This window comes from Nocardioides aquaticus (assembly GCF_018459925.1).
Classification (GTDB): Bacteria; Actinomycetota; Actinomycetes; order Propionibacteriales; family Nocardioidaceae; genus Nocardioides; species Nocardioides aquaticus.
Map to the genome: position 1 here is coordinate 841,083 of NZ_CP075371.1, position 20,818 is coordinate 861,900.

General features: G+C 73.8%; 19 protein-coding genes. 13 read left to right on the plus strand and 6 right to left on the minus strand.

The genetic code is table 11. The annotated features are described in order from the left end of the window. Positions 1–245 precede the first annotated feature (245 nt). Genes ENKNEFLB_RS04120 through ENKNEFLB_RS04150 form a run of 7 tightly spaced genes read left to right on the plus strand, consistent with a single transcriptional unit; the run spans position 246 to position 8,271 of the window. On the plus strand, positions 246–1,346 hold the full coding sequence (locus ENKNEFLB_RS04120; RefSeq protein ID WP_214058031.1) for a substrate-binding domain-containing protein: 1,101 nt from the start codon (positions 246–248) through the stop codon (positions 1,344–1,346). Next, entirely contained in the window at positions 1,343–2,197 is an 855-nt protein-coding gene (locus ENKNEFLB_RS04125) for an ATP-binding cassette domain-containing protein (RefSeq protein WP_246535833.1), read from the plus strand. Before ENKNEFLB_RS04120 ends, ENKNEFLB_RS04125 begins: the two co-directional genes overlap by 4 nt. After that, a complete protein-coding gene (locus tag ENKNEFLB_RS04130; RefSeq protein WP_214058032.1) occupies positions 2,194–3,462 on the plus strand; it encodes a sugar ABC transporter permease in 1,269 nt (422 codons plus the stop codon). The genes ENKNEFLB_RS04125 and ENKNEFLB_RS04130 overlap by 4 nt, the downstream gene beginning before the upstream one ends. A gap of 40 nt (positions 3,463–3,502) precedes the next feature. Beyond that, positions 3,503–5,026 (plus strand): FGGY family carbohydrate kinase, encoded by a 1,524-nt coding sequence (locus tag ENKNEFLB_RS04135; protein ID WP_214058033.1) that lies wholly within the window; start codon positions 3,503–3,505, stop codon positions 5,024–5,026. Beyond that, on the plus strand, positions 5,023–6,546 hold the full coding sequence (locus ENKNEFLB_RS04140) for an FGGY-family carbohydrate kinase (RefSeq protein WP_214058034.1): 1,524 nt from the start codon (positions 5,023–5,025) through the stop codon (positions 6,544–6,546). Before ENKNEFLB_RS04135 ends, ENKNEFLB_RS04140 begins: the two co-directional genes overlap by 4 nt. Further along, on the plus strand, positions 6,543–7,184 hold the full coding sequence (locus tag ENKNEFLB_RS04145) for a histidine phosphatase family protein (protein WP_214058035.1): 642 nt from the start codon (positions 6,543–6,545) through the stop codon (positions 7,182–7,184). The genes ENKNEFLB_RS04140 and ENKNEFLB_RS04145 overlap by 4 nt, the downstream gene beginning before the upstream one ends. 37 nt (positions 7,185–7,221) lie before the next feature. Beyond that, positions 7,222–8,271 (plus strand): 2-hydroxyacid dehydrogenase, encoded by a 1,050-nt coding sequence (locus ENKNEFLB_RS04150; RefSeq protein ID WP_214058036.1) that lies wholly within the window; start codon positions 7,222–7,224, stop codon positions 8,269–8,271. Between the two features lie 10 nt (positions 8,272–8,281). On the opposite strand, the gene ENKNEFLB_RS04155 is transcribed toward ENKNEFLB_RS04150, so the two are convergent. From ENKNEFLB_RS04155 to ENKNEFLB_RS04165, 3 genes are all read right to left on the minus strand, one after another. Continuing rightward, on the minus strand, positions 8,282–8,917 hold the full coding sequence (locus tag ENKNEFLB_RS04155; RefSeq protein WP_214058037.1) for a fasciclin domain-containing protein: 636 nt from the start codon (positions 8,915–8,917) through the stop codon (positions 8,282–8,284). A gap of 128 nt (positions 8,918–9,045) precedes the next feature. Then, a complete protein-coding gene (locus ENKNEFLB_RS04160; RefSeq protein WP_214058038.1) occupies positions 9,046–9,636 on the minus strand; it encodes a sigma-70 family RNA polymerase sigma factor in 591 nt (196 codons plus the stop codon). 306 nt (positions 9,637–9,942) lie between these two features. After that, positions 9,943–11,283: a DUF2254 domain-containing protein gene (locus ENKNEFLB_RS04165; protein WP_214058039.1), complete on the minus strand. Its 1,341-nt coding sequence runs from the start codon at positions 11,281–11,283 to the stop codon at positions 9,943–9,945. A gap of 99 nt (positions 11,284–11,382) precedes the next feature. Between ENKNEFLB_RS04165 and ENKNEFLB_RS04170 the strand changes: the two genes are divergently transcribed. From ENKNEFLB_RS04170 to ENKNEFLB_RS04185, 4 genes are all read left to right on the plus strand, one after another. Next, positions 11,383–11,712 carry a hypothetical protein gene (locus tag ENKNEFLB_RS04170; RefSeq protein ID WP_214058040.1) on the plus strand — a complete coding sequence of 110 codons (330 nt, stop codon included), beginning with the start codon at positions 11,383–11,385 and terminating at the stop codon, positions 11,710–11,712. Positions 11,713–11,791: 79 nt separating this feature from the next. Next, the gene (locus ENKNEFLB_RS04175) at positions 11,792–12,685 is read left to right on the plus strand and encodes a mechanosensitive ion channel family protein (protein WP_214058041.1); all 894 of its coding nucleotides are present in this window, start codon (positions 11,792–11,794) and stop codon (positions 12,683–12,685) included. Positions 12,686–12,800: 115 nt separating this feature from the next. Then, positions 12,801–13,130, plus strand: a complete 330-nt coding sequence (locus ENKNEFLB_RS04180; protein WP_214058042.1) for a hypothetical protein — start codon at positions 12,801–12,803, stop codon at positions 13,128–13,130. A 67-nt stretch (positions 13,131–13,197) separates the two neighbouring features. Then, the gene (locus ENKNEFLB_RS04185; RefSeq protein WP_214058043.1) at positions 13,198–15,300 is read left to right on the plus strand and encodes an ATP-binding protein; all 2,103 of its coding nucleotides are present in this window, start codon (positions 13,198–13,200) and stop codon (positions 15,298–15,300) included. A gap of 19 nt (positions 15,301–15,319) precedes the next feature. Here ENKNEFLB_RS04185 and ENKNEFLB_RS04190 read toward each other — a convergent pair whose 3' ends face one another. Beyond that, the gene (locus tag ENKNEFLB_RS04190) at positions 15,320–15,532 is read right to left on the minus strand and encodes a hypothetical protein (protein WP_214058044.1); all 213 of its coding nucleotides are present in this window, start codon (positions 15,530–15,532) and stop codon (positions 15,320–15,322) included. Positions 15,533–15,804: 272 nt separating this feature from the next. On the opposite strand from ENKNEFLB_RS04190, the gene ENKNEFLB_RS04195 reads away from it, so the two are divergent. Further along, positions 15,805–17,229 (plus strand): DEAD/DEAH box helicase, encoded by a 1,425-nt coding sequence (locus ENKNEFLB_RS04195; RefSeq protein WP_214058045.1) that lies wholly within the window; start codon positions 15,805–15,807, stop codon positions 17,227–17,229. 79 nt (positions 17,230–17,308) lie between these two features. Here the strand turns inward: ENKNEFLB_RS04195 and ENKNEFLB_RS04200 are convergent, their stop codons facing one another. Both ENKNEFLB_RS04200 and ENKNEFLB_RS04205 read right to left on the minus strand, forming a co-directional pair. Next, entirely contained in the window at positions 17,309–17,911 is a 603-nt protein-coding gene (locus ENKNEFLB_RS04200) for a hypothetical protein (RefSeq protein WP_214058046.1), read from the minus strand. 113 nt (positions 17,912–18,024) lie between these two features. Continuing rightward, positions 18,025–19,224, minus strand: a complete 1,200-nt coding sequence (locus ENKNEFLB_RS04205) for a glycosyl hydrolase (protein WP_214058047.1) — start codon at positions 19,222–19,224, stop codon at positions 18,025–18,027. Between the two features lie 363 nt (positions 19,225–19,587). On the opposite strand from ENKNEFLB_RS04205, the gene ENKNEFLB_RS04210 reads away from it, so the two are divergent. Further along, positions 19,588–20,772: a zinc-dependent alcohol dehydrogenase gene (locus ENKNEFLB_RS04210; RefSeq protein WP_214058048.1), complete on the plus strand. Its 1,185-nt coding sequence runs from the start codon at positions 19,588–19,590 to the stop codon at positions 20,770–20,772. Positions 20,773–20,818 lie beyond the last annotated feature (46 nt).

The window sequence follows — 20,818 nt, forward strand, 5'->3', positions numbered from 1 at the left end:
CCAGGGTGCTCGTCTGCCCGGTCGACCGGGGCCGGGTCTGGGTCCGCGACCCGTCCTCGGGCCAGGTCAGATGGGGTTTTGTCGCCCGAGGCTGCAACCCCGCCCGCCCCACCCTGCCCGTCGTACCTCACACCTGTCCGCCCGTCGCTGCGTCCTCTGGTGAGGACTTCATGGGATCTCTTGACGCTGTCATCACACCACACTGTGCTGTCGATCACACCGCTCGTGACCCGAGGAGTCCTTCCATGCGCACACCGTCCCGTCCCGCCCGCCGCGCAGCCCTGGCCGCCACCACCGTCCTGACCCTCACCGGCCTGCTCGCCGGCTGCGCCGACGAGGGTGGCTCGACCGCGAGCGGCGGCGGTGGGGCCGCCGACCCGAACCAGGCCTCGGTCGCGTTCCTGATGCCCGACCTCGCCTCGACCCGATACGAGCTCTACGACGCCCCGCTCTTCACCGAGAAGATGGGCGAGCTGTGCCCCGACTGCACGGTGATCTACCAGAACGCCGACAGCAGTGCCGCGACCCAGCAGGAGCAGGCCAACTCGGCGCTCGCCCAGGGCGCCAGCGCGATCGTGCTCGACCCCGTCGACTCCGCTGCCGCGGCCACCATCGTGCAGACCGCGCAGTCCCAGGGAGTCCCGGTCATCGCCTACGACCGGCCGATCCCCGACCGTGCAGCCGACTTCTACGTCTCGTTCGACAACGAGGCGATCGGCGCCAGCATCGCCGAGTCGCTGGTGGAGTACCTCGACGCCGAGGGGATCCAGGGCGGCCTGCTCCAGGTCAACGGCTCGCCCACCGACGCCGCCGCCGGGCTGATCAAGGACGGCGCCACCAGCGCCGTGGAGTCCAGCGACTTCGAGGTCCTCGCCGAGTACGACACCCCCGACTGGACCCCCAGCCGCGCCCAGGACTGGGTCTCGGGCCAGGTCAGCAAGTACGGCGACGAGATCGCCGGCGTGGTCGCGGCCAACGACGGGACGGGCGGCGGCGCGATCGCGGCCTTCAAGGCCGCCGGCGCCCCGGTCCCACCGGTCACCGGCAACGACTTCGAGCTGGCGGCCGCGCAGCGGATCGCGGCCGGCGACCAGTACAACACCATCAGCAAGCCCATCAAGACCGTCGCCGAGGCCGCCGCCGACGTCGCCTGGGCCTTCGTCAACGGCGAGGAGCCCGAGGCCGACACCACGCTCTTCGACACGCCCTCGCAGCTCTTCGAGCCCACCGTGGTCACCCAGGACAACCTCGCGGAGGTGCTCGGGGGCGCCGACGCCCCGTTCACCGTCGAGGACGTGTGCACCGCGGAGTACCGCGCCGACTGCGAGAAGCTGGGGCTGCTGTGACCACCCCGGCCACCGCCGGTCTGGCGCCGGCAGCGCCGGACCAGGCCGGGGACGTCGTGCTCGACCTGCAGGGCATCAGCAAGTCCTTCGGTGCCGTCGCCGCGCTCACCGACGTCGACCTCGACGTCCGCCGCGGCGAGGTCGTGGCCGTCGTCGGCGACAACGGCGCCGGCAAGTCGACCCTCGTCAAGGTGCTCTCGGGCGTCCACGCCGCCGATGCCGGCCAGATCTCCTTCGACGGGCGGCCGGTGCGGATCGCCTCGCCGGCCGATGCCCGCGACCTCGGCATCGCCACCGTCTTCCAGGACCTGGCGCTCTGCGAGAACCTCAACGTCGTCCAGAACCTCTTCCTCGGCTCCGAGCTGCGCGGGCTACGGCTCGACGAGGTGCAGATGGAGGTCCGCAGCTGGGAGCTGCTGCGCCAGCTCTCGGCCAAGATCCCGACGGTCCACGTGCCGGTGGCTGCACTCTCCGGCGGGCAGCGTCAGACCGTCGCCATCGCCCGCTCCCTGCTCGGCGACCCCACCGTCGTCATCCTCGACGAGCCCACCGCCGCCCTCGGCGTCGCCCAGACCGCCGAGGTCCTCAACCTCGTCGACCGGCTCCGGGAGAACGGTCACGGCGTGGTGATGATCAGCCACAACATGGAGGACGTCCAGGCCGTCGCGGACCGCGTCGCGGTGCTGCGCCTGGGGCGCAACAACGGCACCTTCGACGTCGGCTCGACCAGCGTCGAGGAGGTCATCGCCGCCATCACCGGCGCCACCGACAACGCCGTGACCCGCCGCCGTGTCCGGTCGCGCGAGCCCCGGCCGACCGACCCGCCCGTCCCCACGGAGGAGACCCGATGACCGCCGACACCAGCACCGGAACCAGCGCCGGGACCGACACCCGCCCCACCGACCGCCAGGACGAGCGCCTCACCCAGGCCACCGGCCTCGGCGGAGCCGCCCGGGCGCAGCTCGACCGGCTGCGCGCCGGCGACCTCGGTGTCGTCCCGGTGATCGGCGGGCTGGTCGTGATCGCGGTGGTCCTCCAGCTGCTCAACCCGGTGTTCTTGTCCAGCACCAACCTGGTCAACCTTCTCCTGGAGTCGGTGCCGGTCGGGATGATCGCGCTGGGCATCGTGGTCGTGCTCCTCGTCGGGCAGATAGACCTGTCGGTCGGCTCGGTCAGCGGGCTGTCCGCGGCCACCCTCGCCGTGCTCTTCGTCGACCAGGGCCAACCCGCGCTCGTCGCGCTGCTCGCCGCTGTGCTGTCGGGGACCGTGATCGGGCTGTTCTACGGGTTCGTCTTCACCCGCTTCGGCATCCCCAGCTTCGTGATCTCGCTGGCCGGGCTGCTCGGGTTCCTCGGCCTGCAGCTCTACGTGCTGCGCGGGATCGGGTCGATCAACCTGCCCTTCGACTCCCAGCTGGTCTACTTCGCCCAGCTGGCCTTCCTCCCGGCGTGGCTCAGCTACGTGCTGGTCGCCGCCGTCGCGGCCGGGCTGCTGCTCACCGGGCTGGGCCGGTCCCGTGAGCGCCGCGCCGCCGGGCTCTCGGGTGCCTCGACCACCTTCGTGGTCGTCCGCTCCGTGCTCGTCCTGATCGTCGCCGGCGCCGCGGTCGCGTACCTCAACACCGCCCGGGGCCTGGGCTGGATGGTCGTGCTGTTCGTCGCCCTCGTCCTGGTCATGCACTACGTGCTGACCCGCACCAAGTACGGCACCTACCTCTTCGCCGTCGGTGGCAACGTCGAGGCCGCCCGCCGGGCCGGGATCGATGTCCGCCGCGTCTACGTCGGGGCGTTCGTCACCTGCTCGACCCTGGCCGCGCTCGGCGGGGTGCTCGCCGCCTCCCGTCTGGCAGCCGCCAACCAGAGCACCGGCACGGGCGACGTGAACCTGAACGCCATCGCCGCCGCAGTGATCGGCGGGACCTCGTTGTTCGGGGGCCGCGGCACGACCTTCGCCGCGCTGCTCGGGATCCTCGTCATCCAGTCGATCTCCAGCGGACTGACCCTGCTGAACCTCGACTCGTCCTTCCGGTTCATGGTCACCGGCGCGGTGCTGCTGCTGGCCGTCGGTGTCGACTCCGTGGCCCGGGCCTCCCGCGCCAGCCACGGACGCGGGTGAGACCCGTGTCCCACACGACCGAGCAGAGGAGAGTGCAGCGATGAGCGTGGTGACGATCAGCGTCGACGTCGGGACCAGCGTGGTGAAGGCGGTCGGCTACGACGCCGACGGCCAGGAGACCGGGGTGGCCCGCCGGGCCTCCCAGGTCGACCGCCCCGGCCCCGGCCGCGCCGAGCAGGACGTCGAGGCCGTACGCCGCCGCGTGCTCGACGTGGTCGAGGAGGTGGCCCGGTCCGGGGGCGGCTCGGAGGAGGTCGACCTGGTCTCGGTCACCGCCCAGGGAGACGGCTGCTGGCTGGTGGACGCGGACGGCGCCCCGACCGGCACCGGACTGCTGTGGAACGACGGTCGCGCCGGCGCGCAGGTGCGGACCTGGCAGGCCGACGGGGTGCTGGCCGATGGGTTTGCCCGCACCGGGTCGATGACCTTCTCCGGGCTGGCCAACGCGCTGCTCGCGTGGTGCGCCGAGCACGAGCCGGCCCGCCTCGACAACGCAGCCGCCGCGCTCAGCTGCGGCGGGGTGGTGCACGCGGCGCTCACCGGCCGCACCGCGATCGAGACCACCGACGCCTCCGCGCCCTTCCTGCCCGCGGGGGAGACGGCGTGGGCCGAGGACCTGTTCGCGCTCTACGGCCTCGACTGGGCCCGCGACCTGTTCCCCGACCCGCTGGCCGAGGACGACCGGTCCCGGCCGCTCGTCGACGGCCTGGCGGCCGAGCTCGGCCTGGCCGACGACGCGGTCGCCGTCATGGCGCCCTACGACGTGCCCTCGACCGTGCTGGGCAGCGGCGCCGTGCGCGTGGGGGAGGCCTGCGCGATCCTCGGCACGACGCTCTGCACCGCCACCGTGATCGGTGCCGACGAACCGGTCCGGGGACCCGAGGCCGGCCTGCGGCTGCGCTCCGGGGTGCCCGGGCAGGACCTGCGGGTGATGCCCACCGCGGCCGGCACGGACGTGCTCGACTGGGCCTGTGGACTGGTCGGCGTCGACGCGCCGGTCGACCTGGTCGCCCTGGCCTCCCAGAGCCCCGCGGGTGCCCGCGGCCTGGTCTTCCTGCCCTATCTCTCCCCGGCCGGTGAGCGGGCGCCCTTCCTGGACCCCGGCGCCCGGGGCAGCCTGCACGGCCTCAGCCTGGAACACGGCCGCGAGGATCTCGCGCGGGCCGTGCTCGAGGGCCTCACCCATGCGGTGCGCGACTGCGTGGCCATGGCCGGACCGATCCCCACCGTGCTGCGCCTGGCCGGCGGTGGCAGCCACAACGACACCTGGGCCCAGCTGGTCGCCGACGTGGTCGGGTGTCCGGTCACGCGTTGCCAGGACGCCGAGGTCGGCGCGCGGGGGGCGTACCTGGCCGGGCTGGTCGCCCGGCGCGACGTCTCGGCGGGCAGGATCACCGCCGCCGACGTGGCCGAGGTCGCCGACCACCACGTCGCCGCGGTCGGCCGACTCGAGCCCGACCCGGCAGTGACCGCCCGCTACGACGACCTGCACGCCCGCTTCCTCGAGCTGCGCGAGGCGGTCGCCCCGACCTGGGCCACCGCCCCGGGCGCGGGCCCGGCATGAGCGGCATGAGCGGCGAGGTGTGGCTGGGGGTCGACCTCGGCACCGGCGGTGTCCGGGCGCTGGCGGTCACCTCGACCGGGGAGATCGTCGGCCGCGGCGAGCGGCCGCTGACCAGTCACCGCTCCGGTCCCCGGCACGAGCAGGACCCGCACGAGTGGTGGTCGGCCGCGGCGGCCGCGATCGCCGACGCCGTCGCCGACCTCGACCCGCACCGGGTCGCCGGGATCGCCGTCGACGGCACGTCCGGCACGGTCCTGGTCGTCGGGGCGGACGGCGCCCCGCTGACCCCGGCGGTGATGTACGACGACGCCCGCGCCACCGCGCAGCGCGACCGGGTCAACGAGGCCGGGGCCACGACGTGGGAGCGGCTCGGGTACCAGCGGATGCAGACCAGCTGGGCGCTGCCCAAGCTGCTCCGGCTGCTCGAGGAGCATCCCGGCGCGCGCGGTGGGCTGCTCGCCCACCAGGTCGACGTGGTCAACCGACACCTGGTGGGTGGTCCCGTGGCCACCGACCTGTCGAACGCGCTGAAGACCGGTGCCGACCTGGAGTCCGGCACCTGGCCGGCCGAGGTCCACGAGGCGCTCGGCCTCCCGGCCTCGCTCTTCCCCGCGCTGGTCCGCCCCGGCGCGCGTCTCGGGGTCGTGGGCGCCGAGGCCGCGGCCCGCTGCGGGCTGGTCGCCGGTACCCCGGTCCTCGCCGGGGCCACCGACGGCACGGCCGCGCAGCTGGCCTCAGGCGCCACCGAGCCCGGCAGCTGGAACGTCGTGCTCGGCACCACCATGGTCTTCAAGGGCGTCACCCGCGACCTGCTGCACGACCCGCAGGGCGTGGTCTACAGCCACCGGGCCCCCGACGGGTCCTGGCTTCCGGGGGGCGCCTCGAGCACGGGCGCGGGGGTCCTGGTCCACGAGCAGGAATCCGGTGGCCTTGCCGGTTGGTCGCTGGACGACCTGGGTGCGGCGGTCGACGTGCGCGAGCCCGCCCGCACCGTGGTCTACCCCCTGGTCGGTGAGGGAGAGCGGTTCCCGTTCGTGGCCCCCGACGCACGAGGACTGACCCTCGGTGACCGCACGGGCGAACGGCCCCCGGAGCGGTTCGCCGCGCTTCTCCAGGGCGTCGCGCTCGTCGAACGGCTGGCCCTCGACGGCCTGGACCGGCTAGGCGCCGACCTCGCGGGGCGGCACGTCAGCACCGGCGGCGGCTCCGCCAACGCCGCTTGGACCCAGCTGCGCGCCGACGTCACCGGACGCGACCTGGAGGTGCCCGCCGCCGGCTGGTCGGCTGCCGGGTCGGCCGCCGGGATGGCCGTGCTCGCGGCCTCGTCGACCGGCCCGCTGGCCGACCGGGCCCGGGAGATGGTGCCTGCGGCGCGGACCCACCACCACGACCCCGAGCGCGGGGCGGTGTTCGCGCCGGCGTACCGCCGTCTGGTCACCGAGCTCGCCGACCGGGGCTGGCTGCCTCCGGAGTCCGCCGAGCACGCCCTGGCCCGCGCCGGTGCAGGGGTGGCGTCGTGACCGACCTCGTCCTGGTCCGCCACGGCGAGACCGTCTGGCACTCCGAGGACCGCTACGCGGGCAGCAGCGACATCGAGCTGACCCCACGGGGGGTGCGCCAGGCCGAGCTGCTGGCGCGGTGGGCGACCACCGCCGACCTGGCGGCCGTGTGGTCGTCCCAGCTCAGCCGCGCCGTGCGCACGGCCCGGGACTCGGCCGCCGCCCTCGGCGTCGAGCCGGTCGTCGACGACCGGCTGCGTGAGCTGGACTTCGGCGCCGCCGAGGGGCTCACCAAGTCCGACCTGGCCAGCACCTTCCCCTCCGAGCTGGCCGCCTTCCGCCACGACCCGGTCGAGCACCACCTGCCGGCGGGGGAGTCCCCGGTCGAGGCCGCCCACCGGTTCGTGGCCTGCCTGCGCGACATCGCCGGTGCCGAGCCCGACGGGCGGGTGCTGGTCGTCGCGCACACGACCGCCATCCGGCTCGCGGTCTGCCACCTCGTCGGCATCGACCTGTCCCGCTACCGCCAGGTCTTCCCGGCGGTACGCAACTGCGCGCTCACCGAGGTCCGGCTCGACCCCGGTGCTCCGGGAGTGGACGGGGCTGCGCTGCTGCAGTTCAACACCCCCGTCGAGGGCGTCCTCGAGCTCAGTCACTGACCACCCGCACCGCCCGCCGACCCACCCCAGGAGACCCATGACGACCGTCCTCGCCGCCGGTGACCACTTCGTCCGCGCCGACCGCCTCGCCGCCGCGGTGCGCGAGGCCTGCGGGCCGGACGGGGCCGACCTCGACGTCGTCGAGCTGACCCTGCCCTGGCCGGACGTCCCGTTCGGCCGGGTCGCGGAGGTCGACGAGGCCTCGGACGCCGAGGACGAGATGATCGCGCACCTCGCCGGGGCGCAGGCATGCGTGACCCAGATGGGGCCGGTGACCGCGCGGGTGCTGGAGGCCTGCCCGGACCTGCGCTTCGTCGGGGTCGGACGCGGTGGACCGGTCAACGTCAACCTCGAGGCCGCCACGGCGCACGGCGTGCAGGTGACCCGGGCGCCCGGACGGAACGCCGTGGCCACCGCGGAGCACACGGTGGCGATGATGCTGGCCGCAGCCCGACGCATCCCGCAGGTGCACGCCGACCTGCTGGCGGGGACCTGGCGCGGCGACTTCTACCGCTACGACACCGCCGGTCCGGAGATCGCCGGCAGCACCGTCGGCCTGGTCGGGGTGGGCGAGATCGGGGAGCGGGTGGCCAGCCGGCTCGAGGGGTTCGGGGCGCGGGTGCTGGTCCACGACCCGTACCTGCCTGAGGGCCACCGGCGTGCCGCCGGCGCCGTCGACCTCGACGAGCTGCTCGGGGCCGCGGACCTCCTCAGCCTGCACGCGCGGCTCACCGCCGACAACGTCCGGATGATCGGGGCCCGGGAGCTGGCGCTGCTGCCCCAGGGTGCGGTGCTGGTGAACTGCGCTCGCGCCGGGCTGCTCGACCACGACGCCCTGTGCGACGCGCTCGAGTCCGGTCACCTGCACGCGGCGGCGCTCGACGTCTTCCCCGATGAGCCGCCGGCAGCCGACTCGCGCCTGCTGCGAGCCCCGCGGCTCGTGATGACCCCGCACCTCGCCGGCGCGAGCCGCCAGACGGCCGACAACGCCTGCCGGATCGTCGCTGCCGACCTCGCCGCGCACCTGCGCGGGGAGCCGCCCGAGCACCTGGTCAACCCCGAGGTGCTTGAGCAGCCCCACCGCTGAGCGTCGGACCTCAGTGCGGCATCGCCGGCATCAGCACCCGGTTGATCCCGTGCGCCACCTGGCGGTTGCCGCGGTTGATGTCGACCTGGACCACGCGCGCGTTCTTGCCGTCCGCGCGGTCGAGGACGAACACCTTGCCCTTGCGGGTGACCTCGATGCGGACCTTCTGGCCCTGCGCCGTCGTCAGCCGCGCGCCGTCGGAGGCCAGCACCCGCGTGCTGCCCAGCGCCTGGCCCGGCACCACGTGGTAGAGCAGCACGGTCTCGATGGCCTCGACACCCAGTGCCCCGGCGAGCGCACCGAAGGTCTCCTCCTCCGAGCCCGGGTCCTCCCCGAGCGCGGCCTTGGCCAGCCTCTCGAACGCGAAGTCGTTGGGCGCGAAGGCGACCAGGCGCTTCCTGCCCTGGGTGAGGATCCCGACCGGGCTCTCCGGGTCGTTCTCGAGCACGGCCAGGACGGCGGCCTCGAGGATGTCGTAGTCCGCCGCGTTCCGGTCGAAGCCGGAGTCGGCGGCCAGGACCGTGGCCAGGCTGGTGGTGCCACGAGGCTTGGCCGCCTCGACCGGCGAGGCCATGGTCACGGCGACGGCCGAGGCGGCCAGGGCGGCGACGGTGAGCCGAGCCGAGCGGATCAGGTTGTTCTTCATCTCGTCCTCCGATGATGAGGCGCCGATGCACGGCGCATCAGATGTGTGACGCCGATCATGCACGCAGTGTCCAAGGTCCCGGGTGAACACGATGTCGAATCGGTGCGCGCGCCAGGCCTCGCGGTGGGTCAGTCCGCCAGCTCGTCGCGGAGCCGGCGGAGGCCGCCGCGGATGCGGGACTTGACCGTCCCCACCGGCAGGCCCAGCCGGTCGGCGATCTCGACGTGGGTGCGCCCGTCGAAGTAGGCCAGGTGGATCGACTCTCGCTGCGCCGGGGTCAGCACCGCCAACGCACGCCGTACGCGGGTCGCCTCCCACCGGTCGTGGACCGCCGTGAAGGTCGCGTCGTCGTCGTCACGGTTGCGGAGGTCGCTCGCGTGGACGATGGTGTCGCGCCGCGCCTGTCGCTCGACCGCCCGCACCCGGTCGACGGCCTTGCTGTGCACGATGATCAGGATCCAGGTGACCGCCCCGCCGCGGGTGGGGTCGAAGCGGGTCGAGAAGCGCCAGACCTGCAGGTACGCCTCCTGGACCACCTCCTCGGCCTGGGCGACGTCCCGCAGGACGCGCAACGCCACCCCGAAGGCACGGGCCGACGTCGCGTCGTAGACCTGCGCGAAGGCTGCGTGGTCGCCGCCAGCAGCCCGCTGGAGGTCGGCGGCGACGCGGCGTTCGGCATCGCCCCCGCGGCTCGTTCCGCGGTGAGTCGTCTCGAGCATCGGCACCCGTTCGTGGCCCGGAGGGAGCACGCGCTACCGGGGTCCGGGGCAGCACCTAGGCCCACGAGGCTAGACGCGCGGCCGGGCGACGGCAACGACTGCGCCACCGGACGGCCAGGACGGCAGGTCCGGGTCGGGTGGCCGCCTCCAAGGTTCACGCCGGGGTCGCACCCCGGAAACACCCACGGGGCACCGTCGGGCCATGTCCTACCCCGGCCATCTCTGGCGACGGCTCCGTTGCAAGGTGAAGTACGGCTCCGCCTGCCCGCACCACCCCGCGCACCGCTGAGGTCGCGACTCGCCCCGTCAGCCGCGACTGAGCGTCCGCTCGACCTCGACCCCCAGCTCCTCCAGCGCACGCCGCTCGGTCTGGTCGAACGACTGGGCGGCGACCGTCCGCCGCACCCGGTCCAGGTGGTCGACGACCACGCTGCGCTGGTCCGGAGCGACCCGCCGGGCGAGGTCGAGCAGGACTTGGAGGATCTGCGCGAGGACCTGGGGGTCCTCGGCGCCGTACCGGCGGGGCTGGGAGAGCCCGAGGTCGACGAAGTCGGCCAGGTCCGGTCCGCGCAGCACCACCCGGGCCTCCCCGTCCTCGTCCCGCAGGACGGTGGCGGCCAGGTCCCGCTCGACGAGCACGCAGAGGAACGCCGAGATGTGCCCGAGGGCGTGGACGGCGGTGGTCGGGTCGTTGATGCCGGGGGAGAGGCCCTTGTTGGCCACGTCGACCAGCTGGCGCAGCCCGAACCCGACGTCCTGCGACGAGGTCCGCTCGAAGCTGAGCTGCAGGCAGTCGGCGACCCGCGCGGCGATCCGCTCGGTCGTCTCGTCGTCGTGACGCCCGCCGGTCCGGGGCCAGGCGGTGCCGAGCGGCGTGCCGACGACCACGAAGTCGCCCGGGCTGACGTCGATGCTCAGCAGCGTCGCCTCCTCGGTGGCGACCTCGAGCAGGGCGTCGTGGTCGATCCAGGTCAGGAACCCGTACTCGGCCGACGCCAGCTCGCTGGCCGTGGGTGGCGGTCCCGGGGTCGCGGGCGGTCCGTTCCCGGCCGCAGGATCGCGCTCGGGGAGCGTGGTGCGCAGGGTCCGCAGCGCCTCGTCGTGGACGTCGCGCAGCATGGTCTCGGGGCGGATCTGCTGCGTCAGGTGGGCCAGGAAAAGGACCAGCGCCACGACGCTGGCCAGGGCCAGCACGAACGACACCGTCACCGCGATCTGGGGGACCAGCTCGACCTCGCCCGCGCCGTCGCCGCCGCTGCGCACGGCCCGCAGGACGGTCAGGGAGTAGGTGAAGGTGGCCAGGAAGAGGGCCAGGGTGGCCTGCACGAACTGGTCGCCGGCGAAGGTCCGCAGCAGCCGGGGCGAGAACTGGCTGCTGGCCAGCTGCAGGGTCACCACGGTCAGGGAGAAGGTCAGCGCGGTCACGGTGATCATCGACGAGGAGATCGCGTCCAGCAGGGTGCGGGCGGCGTCCGCGTCGCCGCCGAAGAGCCAGGCCTTGACCCCGGCCGGCAGGTCCTCGTCGACCGCCGCGTCGAGCTCGGGCAGACCGAGGCCGAGCAGCAGCGCGAGGGTCACCGCGATGGTGGGCACGGGCCACAGGCGGGTCCGCACCAGGTCGCGGGAGTTGGCCCACCAGGTCCTCATCGGGCCAGCCTCCCAGGACCGGCCGCGCCGGTGTGGCTCGTGGGCGGCGCCGCGCCGGGCGTTCCGGGAAGCGACCGGGCCCGTGCGAGGGTGGGGGGCGTGCCTGCGCCCCGCCCCCGCCGTACCGCCGCAGACCCTCGAGGTCTGCGACTGTTCGTCCACCTGGCCCGCATCGCCGCCGCGACCGCCGACCTCGGAGGCCTCGGCCAGGCGGGCCTGCGCAGCGACCTGCGTCAGCTCGAGGCCGAGGCTGCCCGCGAGCGTCCCCGCCCGGCGGTCGCCCGGGCGCTGGTCGACGAGGTCGTGACCGGCCTGGCGGCCGTGGTGTCCGAGGAGACGCGGGCACTGCTCGCCGAGGCCCGCGACGACGTACGCCGCCCGCATCCCGACCTGCGCGCGGTCGACGACGAGGTCTCGGAAGCCGGCTGAGCCAACCGAGGACTTACGCCGTAAGTTTCCTACCTCCAGGGGTGGGGCAGCGGCCCCACCGATCTGCGTGACTGGTGGCATGGACATCGGTAGCTCATTCGAGAACGCGACGGACGGCATCTTCGCGTTCATCCCCAACCTGCTCGGCTCGCTCCTGCTCCTCCTGATCGGCTACGTGATCGCCACCGTGGTCGCCAAGCTCGTCAAGACGGTGCTCGACAGGCTCCACCTCGACACCCGCCTCCAGGAGTCGGACGCCCACACCTACGTGGAGCGGGTCGTGCCCGGCGCCAGCGCCAGCAACGGCATCTCCCGCGTGGTGTTCTGGCTGATCTTCGTCTTCTTCATCTCCGCCGCGATCGGCGCCCTGGGCATCCCCGCGGTCAGCACCTTCATGAACCAGGTCCTGGCCTACCTGCCGAACGTGATCGTCGCGATCCTGATCTTCGTCGTCGCCGCGCTGGTCTCCGGTGCCGCCGCCGCGGGCGCCGCCAAGCTGCTGGGCGACACCCCCACCGGCAAGATCGCCGCCACGGTCATCCCGGCCCTGGTGATGGTCATCGCACTGTTCATGATCCTCAACCAGCTGCAGATCGCCCCCGAGATCGTCACGATCGCCTTCGCCGCCACCATGGGCGCGCTCGCGCTCGGCACCGCCCTGGCCTTCGGCCTCGGCGGCAAGGACGTCGCCGGCCGCATCCTCGAGGACGCCTACACCAGCAGCCGCGAGGCCAAGGAGCGCGCGAAGAGCGATCTGCAGACCGGTCGTGCGCGCGCTGAGCAGCAGCTCGACCAGCGTGGTGACAGCTCCTACCAGCAGGACGCCAACCAGCAGGGCGCCTACGAGCAGCCCGGCACCTACGAGCAGGGCTACTACGACGAGGGCCCGTACGACCAGGGCGTCGAGACCCAGCGCACCCAGCCGGTGCAGTCGACCGACCCGGGCTACGACCCGTACCAGCAGGGGCGCTGACCCACCGCGCTTCACTCCGCATCAACGCACCAAGCACGTGAGCACGTGGGCCGGGCGGGACCTCCGAGGTCCCGCCCGGCCGTGCGTGTCCCCGCTCCCGACGCGAAAGGGCGCCGTGACCAGCAGCCAACCGGACCTCCCAGGCCTTCCCGACCTGCCCGCGCACCGCGCAGCGATCGAGACGTTCGTGCACCTCGCCCGGCTCTCGATGCTCACCACCGACGTCAGCGGGCAGGCCTACGACGGGCTGCGCCGTGACCTCGCCCAGCTGGCCGCCGAGGCCGGACGACGCCGCCCCCGCCGCGAGGTGGCGGTCGCGCTGGCCGACCTGATCCTGGCCGACCTGGTCCTGGCCGACCTGCCCGCGGACGAGAACGCCCACGGGTTGCTGCGCCACGCGCGGGACGACCTCGCGCACGGCCGGCCGGCCCGTCCGCCGCACTGATGTGGACGGATCTGCGGATGTGTTGAAGTCCAGGACGGGTGTCGGCCCGGCTCCCTAGACTCCCGCCGTGGAACGGCCCCGGACCCCGGTGACCCGCCGGCGCGAGGCCCTCGCCCTGGCGGCGCTCGCGCTGCTCACCTTCGCGCTGAGCCTGCTGGCCCGCTCCACCGCCAGCGACACCGACCACGCCCTGGTCTGGCCGCTCGCCGGCTTCGTCGTGCTCTGGCTGCTGCACCGTGGTCCGCGCGCCGGTGTCGTCGACGCCGTCGCCGTCGCGGTGCCGGCCGGGGCCGCGCTCGCCTGGACCGGGCTCGGCGCGGTCGAGTCCGCCCTCGGCGGGGTCGCGGTGCTGGTGCAGCCGCTGGTCACCGTCGCGCTGGTCCGGCGTCTCGCGCCCGGCCTGGCCCGCCCCCGTGGTGAGCGGGAGTCGATCGCCTCGCTCTCGGTGCTGGCCGGACTGGCGCTCGCGCTGGTCGGTGGCGTGCTGGCCACGGCAGCGGTGCTGGTCCTGCTCGAGGTGGTCGGCGGCGCCGGCCTCTCCTGGTCGGTGGGCCTGCTGTGGGTGGTGCGCGACCTGACCGGGGCGTTCGTGGCTGTGTCGGTGGGAATGGTCGCCTCCCAGCACCGCACCGGCGGGCGGGCCCGGGGGCCTGCGGGCCGGCTGCACCGCGGCACGCGCCTGGAGCTCGTCGGGGTGCTGGGCCTGTCGACCGCGATCTTCGCCACCACGTTCGTCTACGAGGGTCTGCCGCTGTCCTTCCCGCTGCTGATCGCCACCGGCTGGCTCGGCCTGCGCTTCGACATGCTGGTCACGACCGCCCACACCGCCGTCTTCGGCGCCGCCATCACCGCCGCGACGCTGTTCGGTCAGGGACCGTTCGCCGACGCCGGGACACCGGTGGAGTCGGCGTCCTTCGTCCAGTTCTTCGTCCTGCTGATGGGGGCCGCCGGCCTCGTGGTCAGCGCCGAGCGCGCCCAGGTGCACGTCCTCAACGAGGAGCTGCGTCAGGCCGCGGCCGCCAACCGGGACCAGGCCGACCTGCTGCAGGAGATGATCGACGCGATGACCGAGGGCGTCATGGTCGTCGACGACGCCGGGGAGGTGCTGGCCAGCAACCCGGCGCTCGACCGGCTGCTCGGGGTCGGGGCGGGACGGCGTACCGAGCGGCTCCAGGGCCTGATGGCGTTCCGTCTCGACGGGACCCGGATGCTCGAGGACGAGCGGCCGTCACGCCGCGCGCTGGCCGGCGAGCGGGTGGTGCGCGAGCAGGTGCTCTACCGAGCGGAGGGTCGCCCGGACCGCGTCCTGGCCGCCACCGCGCTGCCGCTGCCCGACCACGACCGGACCGGGCGGCGTCGCGCGATGATCCTGATCGAGGACGTCACCGTCGAGCACGACCGCCGCGCCGACCTGGTCACCTTCGCCCAGATGGTGGCCCACGACCTGCGCAACCCGCTGAGCGGCATCCTGGGGTGGACCGGGCTGGCCGCGCGGCGTTTGGAGGAGACCCAGGAGGTCCCGTCGGCCGAGCTCGGCGGTTACCTGCGGCGCACGGGCGACGCCGCCCGCCGGATGGACGACCTGATCGAGCACCTGCTGGACCGGGCCACCCGCGACGTGGAGCCGCACGACGAGGAGGTCGACCTCGGCGAGGTGCTCCTGCGGGTGGCCCGTGAGCGGGGTGTCGGATCCCTGGTCGAGGTCGCCAGCGTGCCCGTCCTGCGCGCCGACCCCGGGATGCTGCACCAGCTGGTCGACAACCTGCTCGCGAACGCGGTGAAGTTCGCCCGCCCCGGCGTCGCGCACGCGATCCACTGCACCAGCCGGATGGCCGACGGGGGTGTGGTCGTCTCGATCACCGACAACGGTCGCGGCGTGCCGGCCGGCCAGCACGAGCAGATCTTCGCCGAGGGCCACCGTGGCCATCCCAGCCTCGTGGACGGCACCGGCCTCGGCCTCTCGGTCTGCCGTCGGATCGCGGGGCGTCACGGCGGCACGATCCGCGCGGTCGACAACCCCGACGGTCCCGGGGCGGTGCTGGAGATCGTGATGCCGATGGAGCGGGTGATCTCGCTCCCGCAGCGTCACGCGGACCACGCCGCCAGCAGTCCTGCCGAGACCACCCACATCGTGGCGCCGTCGATGGAGCGCGAGAACCCCGGCCGCTGAGCGACCCGTGGTGGGGGCCTCAGTCCCTGACCCACAGCACTCCGCAGAGCGCCATCCCGACGAGCCAGGCCCCCACGATCGGCAGGTCGCCGAGGTGCAGCCCGTGGTTGCCGAACCCGACGATCACCTGGACGTCCCGTGTGGCCGCCGAGGGCTCGACGCTGAGGCCGGCGAGCAGCAGGCCGGTGAGGAGCAGCGCCGCAGCGAGGGCGACGGAACGGATCGTGGACACCGGGCGCACCCTACGACCGTCCTCCCGTGGGATCGCGCCAGCAGCACCGGGTGTGACGAGTCTCCCGCGCGGCTGATTAGGCCGCTGACCTGCGTACCCGTAAAGTGAAGAGCGCGATGGCGGCCCCATCCGTTCTGCCTCGGGCCGCGCACCACACGTCGTCCCCCGAGCGTCGCGGCCACCCAGCACCACTGCTGGGACCAGGATCCGCGCCGGGCAGGACACCCAGCCGATCGAGAGCGAGACAGCGGCGCCCTGCGCCGCCTGCCCCCATGAGCACTTCCTTTTCTGACTTCGACCTTCCCCGCCCCGTCCTGGACGTCCTCACCGGCGCCGGCGTCACGGAGCCCTTCCCCATCCAGTCCGCCACGCTGCCCGACAGCCTGGCCGGGCGTGACGTCCTCGGCCGCGGCCGCACGGGCTCGGGCAAGACCTACGCCTTCCTGCTGCCGCTGGTGACCCGCCTGCACCAGTCCACCAGCAAGCGGACCCCGAAGCGTCCCCGCGCGCTGATCCTGGCCCCCACCCGCGAGCTGGCCACCCAGATCCACGAGGCGATGGCCCCGATGGCGCAGGCCCTCGGCCTGAAGACGACCACCATCTTCGGTGGCGTCGGCGCCAACCCCCAGATCCAGGCTCTCCGCAACGGCGTCGACGTCGTCGTCGCCTGCCCCGGCCGGCTGGCCGACCACGTCCGCTCGGGTCACTGCGACCTCGGCGCCGTGGAGATCACCATCCTCGACGAGGCCGACCACATGGCCGACCTCGGCTTCCTGCCCGAGGTCAAGCGCCTGCTCGACAAGACCCCCGAGAAGGGCCAGCGGATGCTCTTCTCCGCCACCCTCGACGGCGGCGTCGACGTGATCGTCAAGCGCTACCTGCACAGCCCGGTCACCCACAGCGTGGACACCGCGCAGTCCCCGGTCGCCTCGATCGACCACCAGGTGCTGCACGTCGGCGCCAACGACCGGCTCGCCGTGATCACCGACCTGGCCGCCGCGCCGGGCCGCACGATCATCTTCACGCGCACCAAGCACGGCGCCAAGCAGCTGACCAAGAAGCTCAACCAGGTCGGCGTGGCCTCGGTCGAGCTGCACGGCAACCTGTCGCAGGGTGCCCGCACCCGCAACCTCGAGGCGTTCTCCACCGGCGCCGCGCAGACCATGGTCGCCACCGACATCGCCGCCCGCGGCATCCACGTCGACGACGTGGCCCTCGTGGTCCACGCCGACCCGCCGGTCGAGCACAAGGCCTACCTGCACCGCTCGGGCCGTACGGCGCGCGCCGGTGCCGCCGGCACCGTGGTCACCGTGATGACCGACGCCCAGGTCGGCGACGTGCGCCAGCTGACCCGCAAGGCCGGCATCAAGGCCACCACGACCAAGGTCGTCCCCGGCCACGCCGTGCTCACCACGATCGCCCCGGGCGAGCGCGAGTACGCCTCCGCGCCGGTCACCCCGGTCGCGGCCCCGGCCGAGCAGTCCCGCGGTGGCGGCGGTGGTGGTCGCTCCGGTGGCGGCGGTCGTCGTCGCTCCGGCGGTGGCGGCGGTCGCCCCCAGGGTGGCGGCTCCGGCGGTGCCCGCTCCGGCGGCCAGGGAGGTGGCCGCTCCGGCGGTGCCCGCTCCGGTGGCGGTCGCGGCGGCTCGTCGCGCACCTCGGGTGGCGGCTCCAGCGTCGTCTACTCCTCGGGCCGCTGACCCTCACCTAGCTCCACAGACAGCACGACGCCCGGTCCGCCTCACGGCGGGCCGGGCGTCGTCGCGTTCCAGGGCGGTCCTACCCGGCGACGGGGCGCAGCTGGTAAGTGCCCTCCGACCGCAGCAGGTCGCGGGACCAGAAGCGGCCGCCACGGTCCGGCTCGGTCGCCGCCAGCGTGTCCACCGACACCGGCACGTCGGGGACGCACCGGTAGGGCACCGAGGTGCTGACCACGTCCCCGTCCGAGACCCTGGTGACCAGGCCGCGGCAGAGCTTGTCGTCGCCGTCCTCCCCGAACCGCCCGGCCGCGCCGGAACGGCGCTCCCCGGGGCTGGGGGAGAACCGCACGGCGCCCCCGACGGTGTCCGACCCGTAGACGACCGTGACGACCTGGTCGAACCTCGTCGAGCCGGTGACCCTGCGCAGCTGCACCGCCACGTCGATCTCCCGGTTCGCGTCGTCCTGGACGATCTGGACGGAGCCGAGGTCGATGCTGCGCCGCTGCCGGTCGGACAGGCCGTCCTTCCTGGTGATCTTCACGTCACCGGCCCCGTCGGTGGCCTGGTACGACGGCGGCACCCCGAGAGCGGCGCTGGGCGTCGTCGAGGCCCCGGTGAGGCCGGCGGCGAGCGCCAGGCCGAGCGCGGCGGCCGTCGTACGGGAGCGGGTGGTGCGGGTCATCGTGGTCGTCCTTGTCGTCCTTGTCGTCGTGGCGCCGATCGAGCCGGCCCCAGTGGTCTGCGCATCGTGGGCCCTGGAGGGGCCGGTGGCTACGGGACGCGCCGGTGGTCTGGTCAGCGGTCGCCGAAGCGCGCCCACGCCGGGAGTGCGTCGGCGTACGCCGCGGCGAGGTCGGCGTCGCGGGTGACGGTCCAGTCGATCCGGCCGCCGGTCTCCGGCTCGTCCTTGTCCCACTCGAACCAGTTGACCATCTTGATCCCGGGCAGCTCCTCGACCAGGGCGGGGTCCCACACCTGCGACCACCAGGCCTCCTTCACGGCCCGCTCGGAGGGACCCGGCCCGCCGGGGACGTAGAGCGCGGCGGTCTCCGTGATCGAGACCGGATTGCCGTGGCCCACGGCGTACGCGGCGTAGAAGTCGGGCACGACCTGCTCCTGGGTGCCGGGCACGGCGTAGTCGCCGCGCAGCTGGTCGACCAGCTTGCCGGCCGACGGCAGCTCGTTCTCGCCCCACGGGTACACCTGCCCCCAGTGGTAGAGCGACATCCCGACCCAGTCGACGGCGTCGTCGCCGGGCCAGTACGGCGCGTAGCCGTCGTCGCGCTCCGTCAGCCGCCCGTCGCCGTCGGTGTCGAGGACCCGCTGGTCGGCGCGGTCGGCCGACCACTCGCCGCCGTCGAAGGGGTAGCCGCCGGCGTAGCTGGGCGCCCACATCATCGACGACGCCGGGGCGCCGGCGTGCACCGCTGCTGCCACCCGGCGGAAGGTCGCGACGTACGCCTCCGGCTGCTGGCCCCAGGCGTACCAGGACCCGTTCATCTCGTGCGCGAACCGCACGAAGACGCCGACGCCGGAGTCGTTCCAGGCCCGTAACCGGGCGACCAGGTCGTCGATGACGGCGTCGTCGACGGCGTCGAGCCCGTCCAGCGGTTCCAGGGTCAGCAGGACGCTGCTTCCGGCCTCGCGCGCCTGGGTGACCGCCCCGTCGACCGTCGTCAAGTCGGTCTCGCCGAAGGGCAGCTCGGCGAAGGTGACCATCACGGCGGGCGTCCGGCCCAGTCGGTCCGCGTAGTCGGCCAGGCTCTCCTGCGCGCCGTCGAGGCTGACGCCGACCAGGGCGCCGGAGTCCGGGGGAGCGACGTCGGCCGCGGTGGCCGGGGGGAGGCTGGCGGCGGCGTCGTCGGCGGCGCTGCCGTCGGCGCTGCCGTCGTCGCTGCCGAGGTACAGGCTGAGCGCGGTGACCAGGGAGACGACGACCACGAACGCGACGGCCGGCAGGAGCCACGGCGGGATGGTGCGGGCGGCGCGGGACACGTGCGGCGACGCTACCGCCGGGGCTCGCTCGCCGCGGGCGAACGGCGGCACCCGGCGTGGGCGGGACGGTCGCCGCCTCATCCGACCCGGCCGGTCTCGAGACGCCCGCTGGGCTCGCTCCTCGACCACCGGGTGGGGCGTGGTCGTCCACCCGTACTGCCCCGCGGGGTGTAGGCCCCGCACCGGAGCGCCGTCACGGTGGAGTCGTACACCGACGCGTGCCGCACCGAGGCCCGGGTGTTCCTGTCCTGCGGCAACCGTCTCGGCTGCCCCGGCTCGACCCTGCCTGACCCCTGCCTGACCCCTGCCTGACCCCTGCCCCCACCGACCGACGCTCCACCCCACCCACCTGGAGGCACCCCCATGCGAGCTCTCACCTTCCACGGCAAGCGCGACCTGCGCGTCGAGGACGTCCCCGACCCGCGCATCGAGCAGCCCACCGACGCGATCGTCGAGATCACCTCGACCGCGATCTGCGGCTCCGACCTGCACCTGATGGAGGTGCTCGGCCCGTTCCTGAAGACCGGGGACGTGCTCGGCCACGAGCCGATGGGCCGGGTGGTCGAGGTCGGCCCCGAGGCCGGGAACCTGAAGGTCGGTGACCGCGTCGTGGTGCCGTTCAACATCTCCTGCGGGCACTGCTGGATGTGCTCCAAGGGTCTCTTCGCGCAGTGCGAGACCACCCAGAACTACGCCACCGGCAAGGGCGCGAGCCTGTTCGGCTACACCCAGCTCTACGGCGGCGTGCCCGGCGGCCAGGCCGAGTACCTCCGGGTGCCGCAGGCGCAGTTCGGCCCGATCGTGGTCCCCTCCGACGAGCCCGACGAGCGGTTCCTGTTCCTCTCCGACATCATCCCCACCGCCTGGCAGGCCGTGAAGTGGGCCGACGTCCAGGCCGGGAGCACCGTCGTGGTGCTCGGGCTCGGCCCGGTCGGCCAGTTCGCCGCCCGGATCGCGCGCCACCTCGGCGCCGCCCGGGTGGTCGGCGTCGACCGGGTGCCCGAGCGGCTCGCGATGGCCCAGCGCCACGGCATCGAGACCCTCGACGACTCCGGCGTCGACGACGTCGCCCCCGCGCTGCTCGACCTCTTCGACGGCCGCGGGCCCGACGCGGTCGTCGAGGCCGTCGGCATGGAGGCCCACGGGTCCCCGTTCGGCAAGGCCGCCCACGCCGTGGTCGGCGCCCTGCCCGACGCGCTCGCCGCCCCGATGGCCGACAAGATGGCGCTGGACCGGATGGGTGCGCTGCACACCGCGGTCAAGGCCGTACGCCGCGGCGGCACCGTCTCGGTCAGCGGCGTCTACGGCGGCGAGGTCGACCCGATGCCGATGATGGAGATGTTCGACCGGGGCATCACGATGCGCTTCGGGCAGTGCCACGTGCGGCGCTGGATCGACGACATCATGCCCGTCGTGCTCGACGGGGCCGACCCGCTCGGCACCCTCGACATGACCACGCACCACGTGCCGCTCGAGCAGGCCCCGGCGGCCTACGACATGTTCCAGAAGAAGGAGGACGGCTGCATCAAGGTCGTCCTGAAGCCGTGACCGGCCCGCACCCGTCGCCCCGGTCGCCCGGCGACCCCGGTCTCGA

Bases quoted from the DNA above. Each gene is read 5' to 3' on its own strand.
- ENKNEFLB_RS04195 (WP_214058045.1), top strand. From the start codon at position 15,805: ATGAGCACTTCCTTTTCTGACTTCGACCTTCCCCGCCCCGTCCTGGAC.
- ENKNEFLB_RS04150 (WP_214058036.1), top strand. From the start codon at position 7,222: ATGACGACCGTCCTCGCCGCCGGTGACCACTTCGTCCGCGCCGACCGC.
- ENKNEFLB_RS04135 (WP_214058033.1), top strand. From the start codon at position 3,503: ATGAGCGTGGTGACGATCAGCGTCGACGTCGGGACCAGCGTGGTGAAG.
- ENKNEFLB_RS04165 (WP_214058039.1), bottom strand. From the start codon at position 11,283: ATGAGGACCTGGTGGGCCAACTCCCGCGACCTGGTGCGGACCCGCCTG.
- ENKNEFLB_RS04120 (WP_214058031.1), top strand. From the start codon at position 246: ATGCGCACACCGTCCCGTCCCGCCCGCCGCGCAGCCCTGGCCGCCACC.
- ENKNEFLB_RS04140 (WP_214058034.1), top strand. From the start codon at position 5,023: ATGAGCGGCATGAGCGGCGAGGTGTGGCTGGGGGTCGACCTCGGCACC.
- ENKNEFLB_RS04175 (WP_214058041.1), top strand. From the start codon at position 11,792: ATGGACATCGGTAGCTCATTCGAGAACGCGACGGACGGCATCTTCGCG.
- ENKNEFLB_RS04200 (WP_214058046.1), bottom strand. From the start codon at position 17,911: ATGACCCGCACCACCCGCTCCCGTACGACGGCCGCCGCGCTCGGCCTG.
- ENKNEFLB_RS04160 (WP_214058038.1), bottom strand. From the start codon at position 9,636: ATGCTCGAGACGACTCACCGCGGAACGAGCCGCGGGGGCGATGCCGAA.
- ENKNEFLB_RS04210 (WP_214058048.1), top strand. From the start codon at position 19,588: ATGCGAGCTCTCACCTTCCACGGCAAGCGCGACCTGCGCGTCGAGGAC.
- ENKNEFLB_RS04130 (WP_214058032.1), top strand. From the start codon at position 2,194: ATGACCGCCGACACCAGCACCGGAACCAGCGCCGGGACCGACACCCGC.
- ENKNEFLB_RS04155 (WP_214058037.1), bottom strand. From the start codon at position 8,917: ATGAAGAACAACCTGATCCGCTCGGCTCGGCTCACCGTCGCCGCCCTG.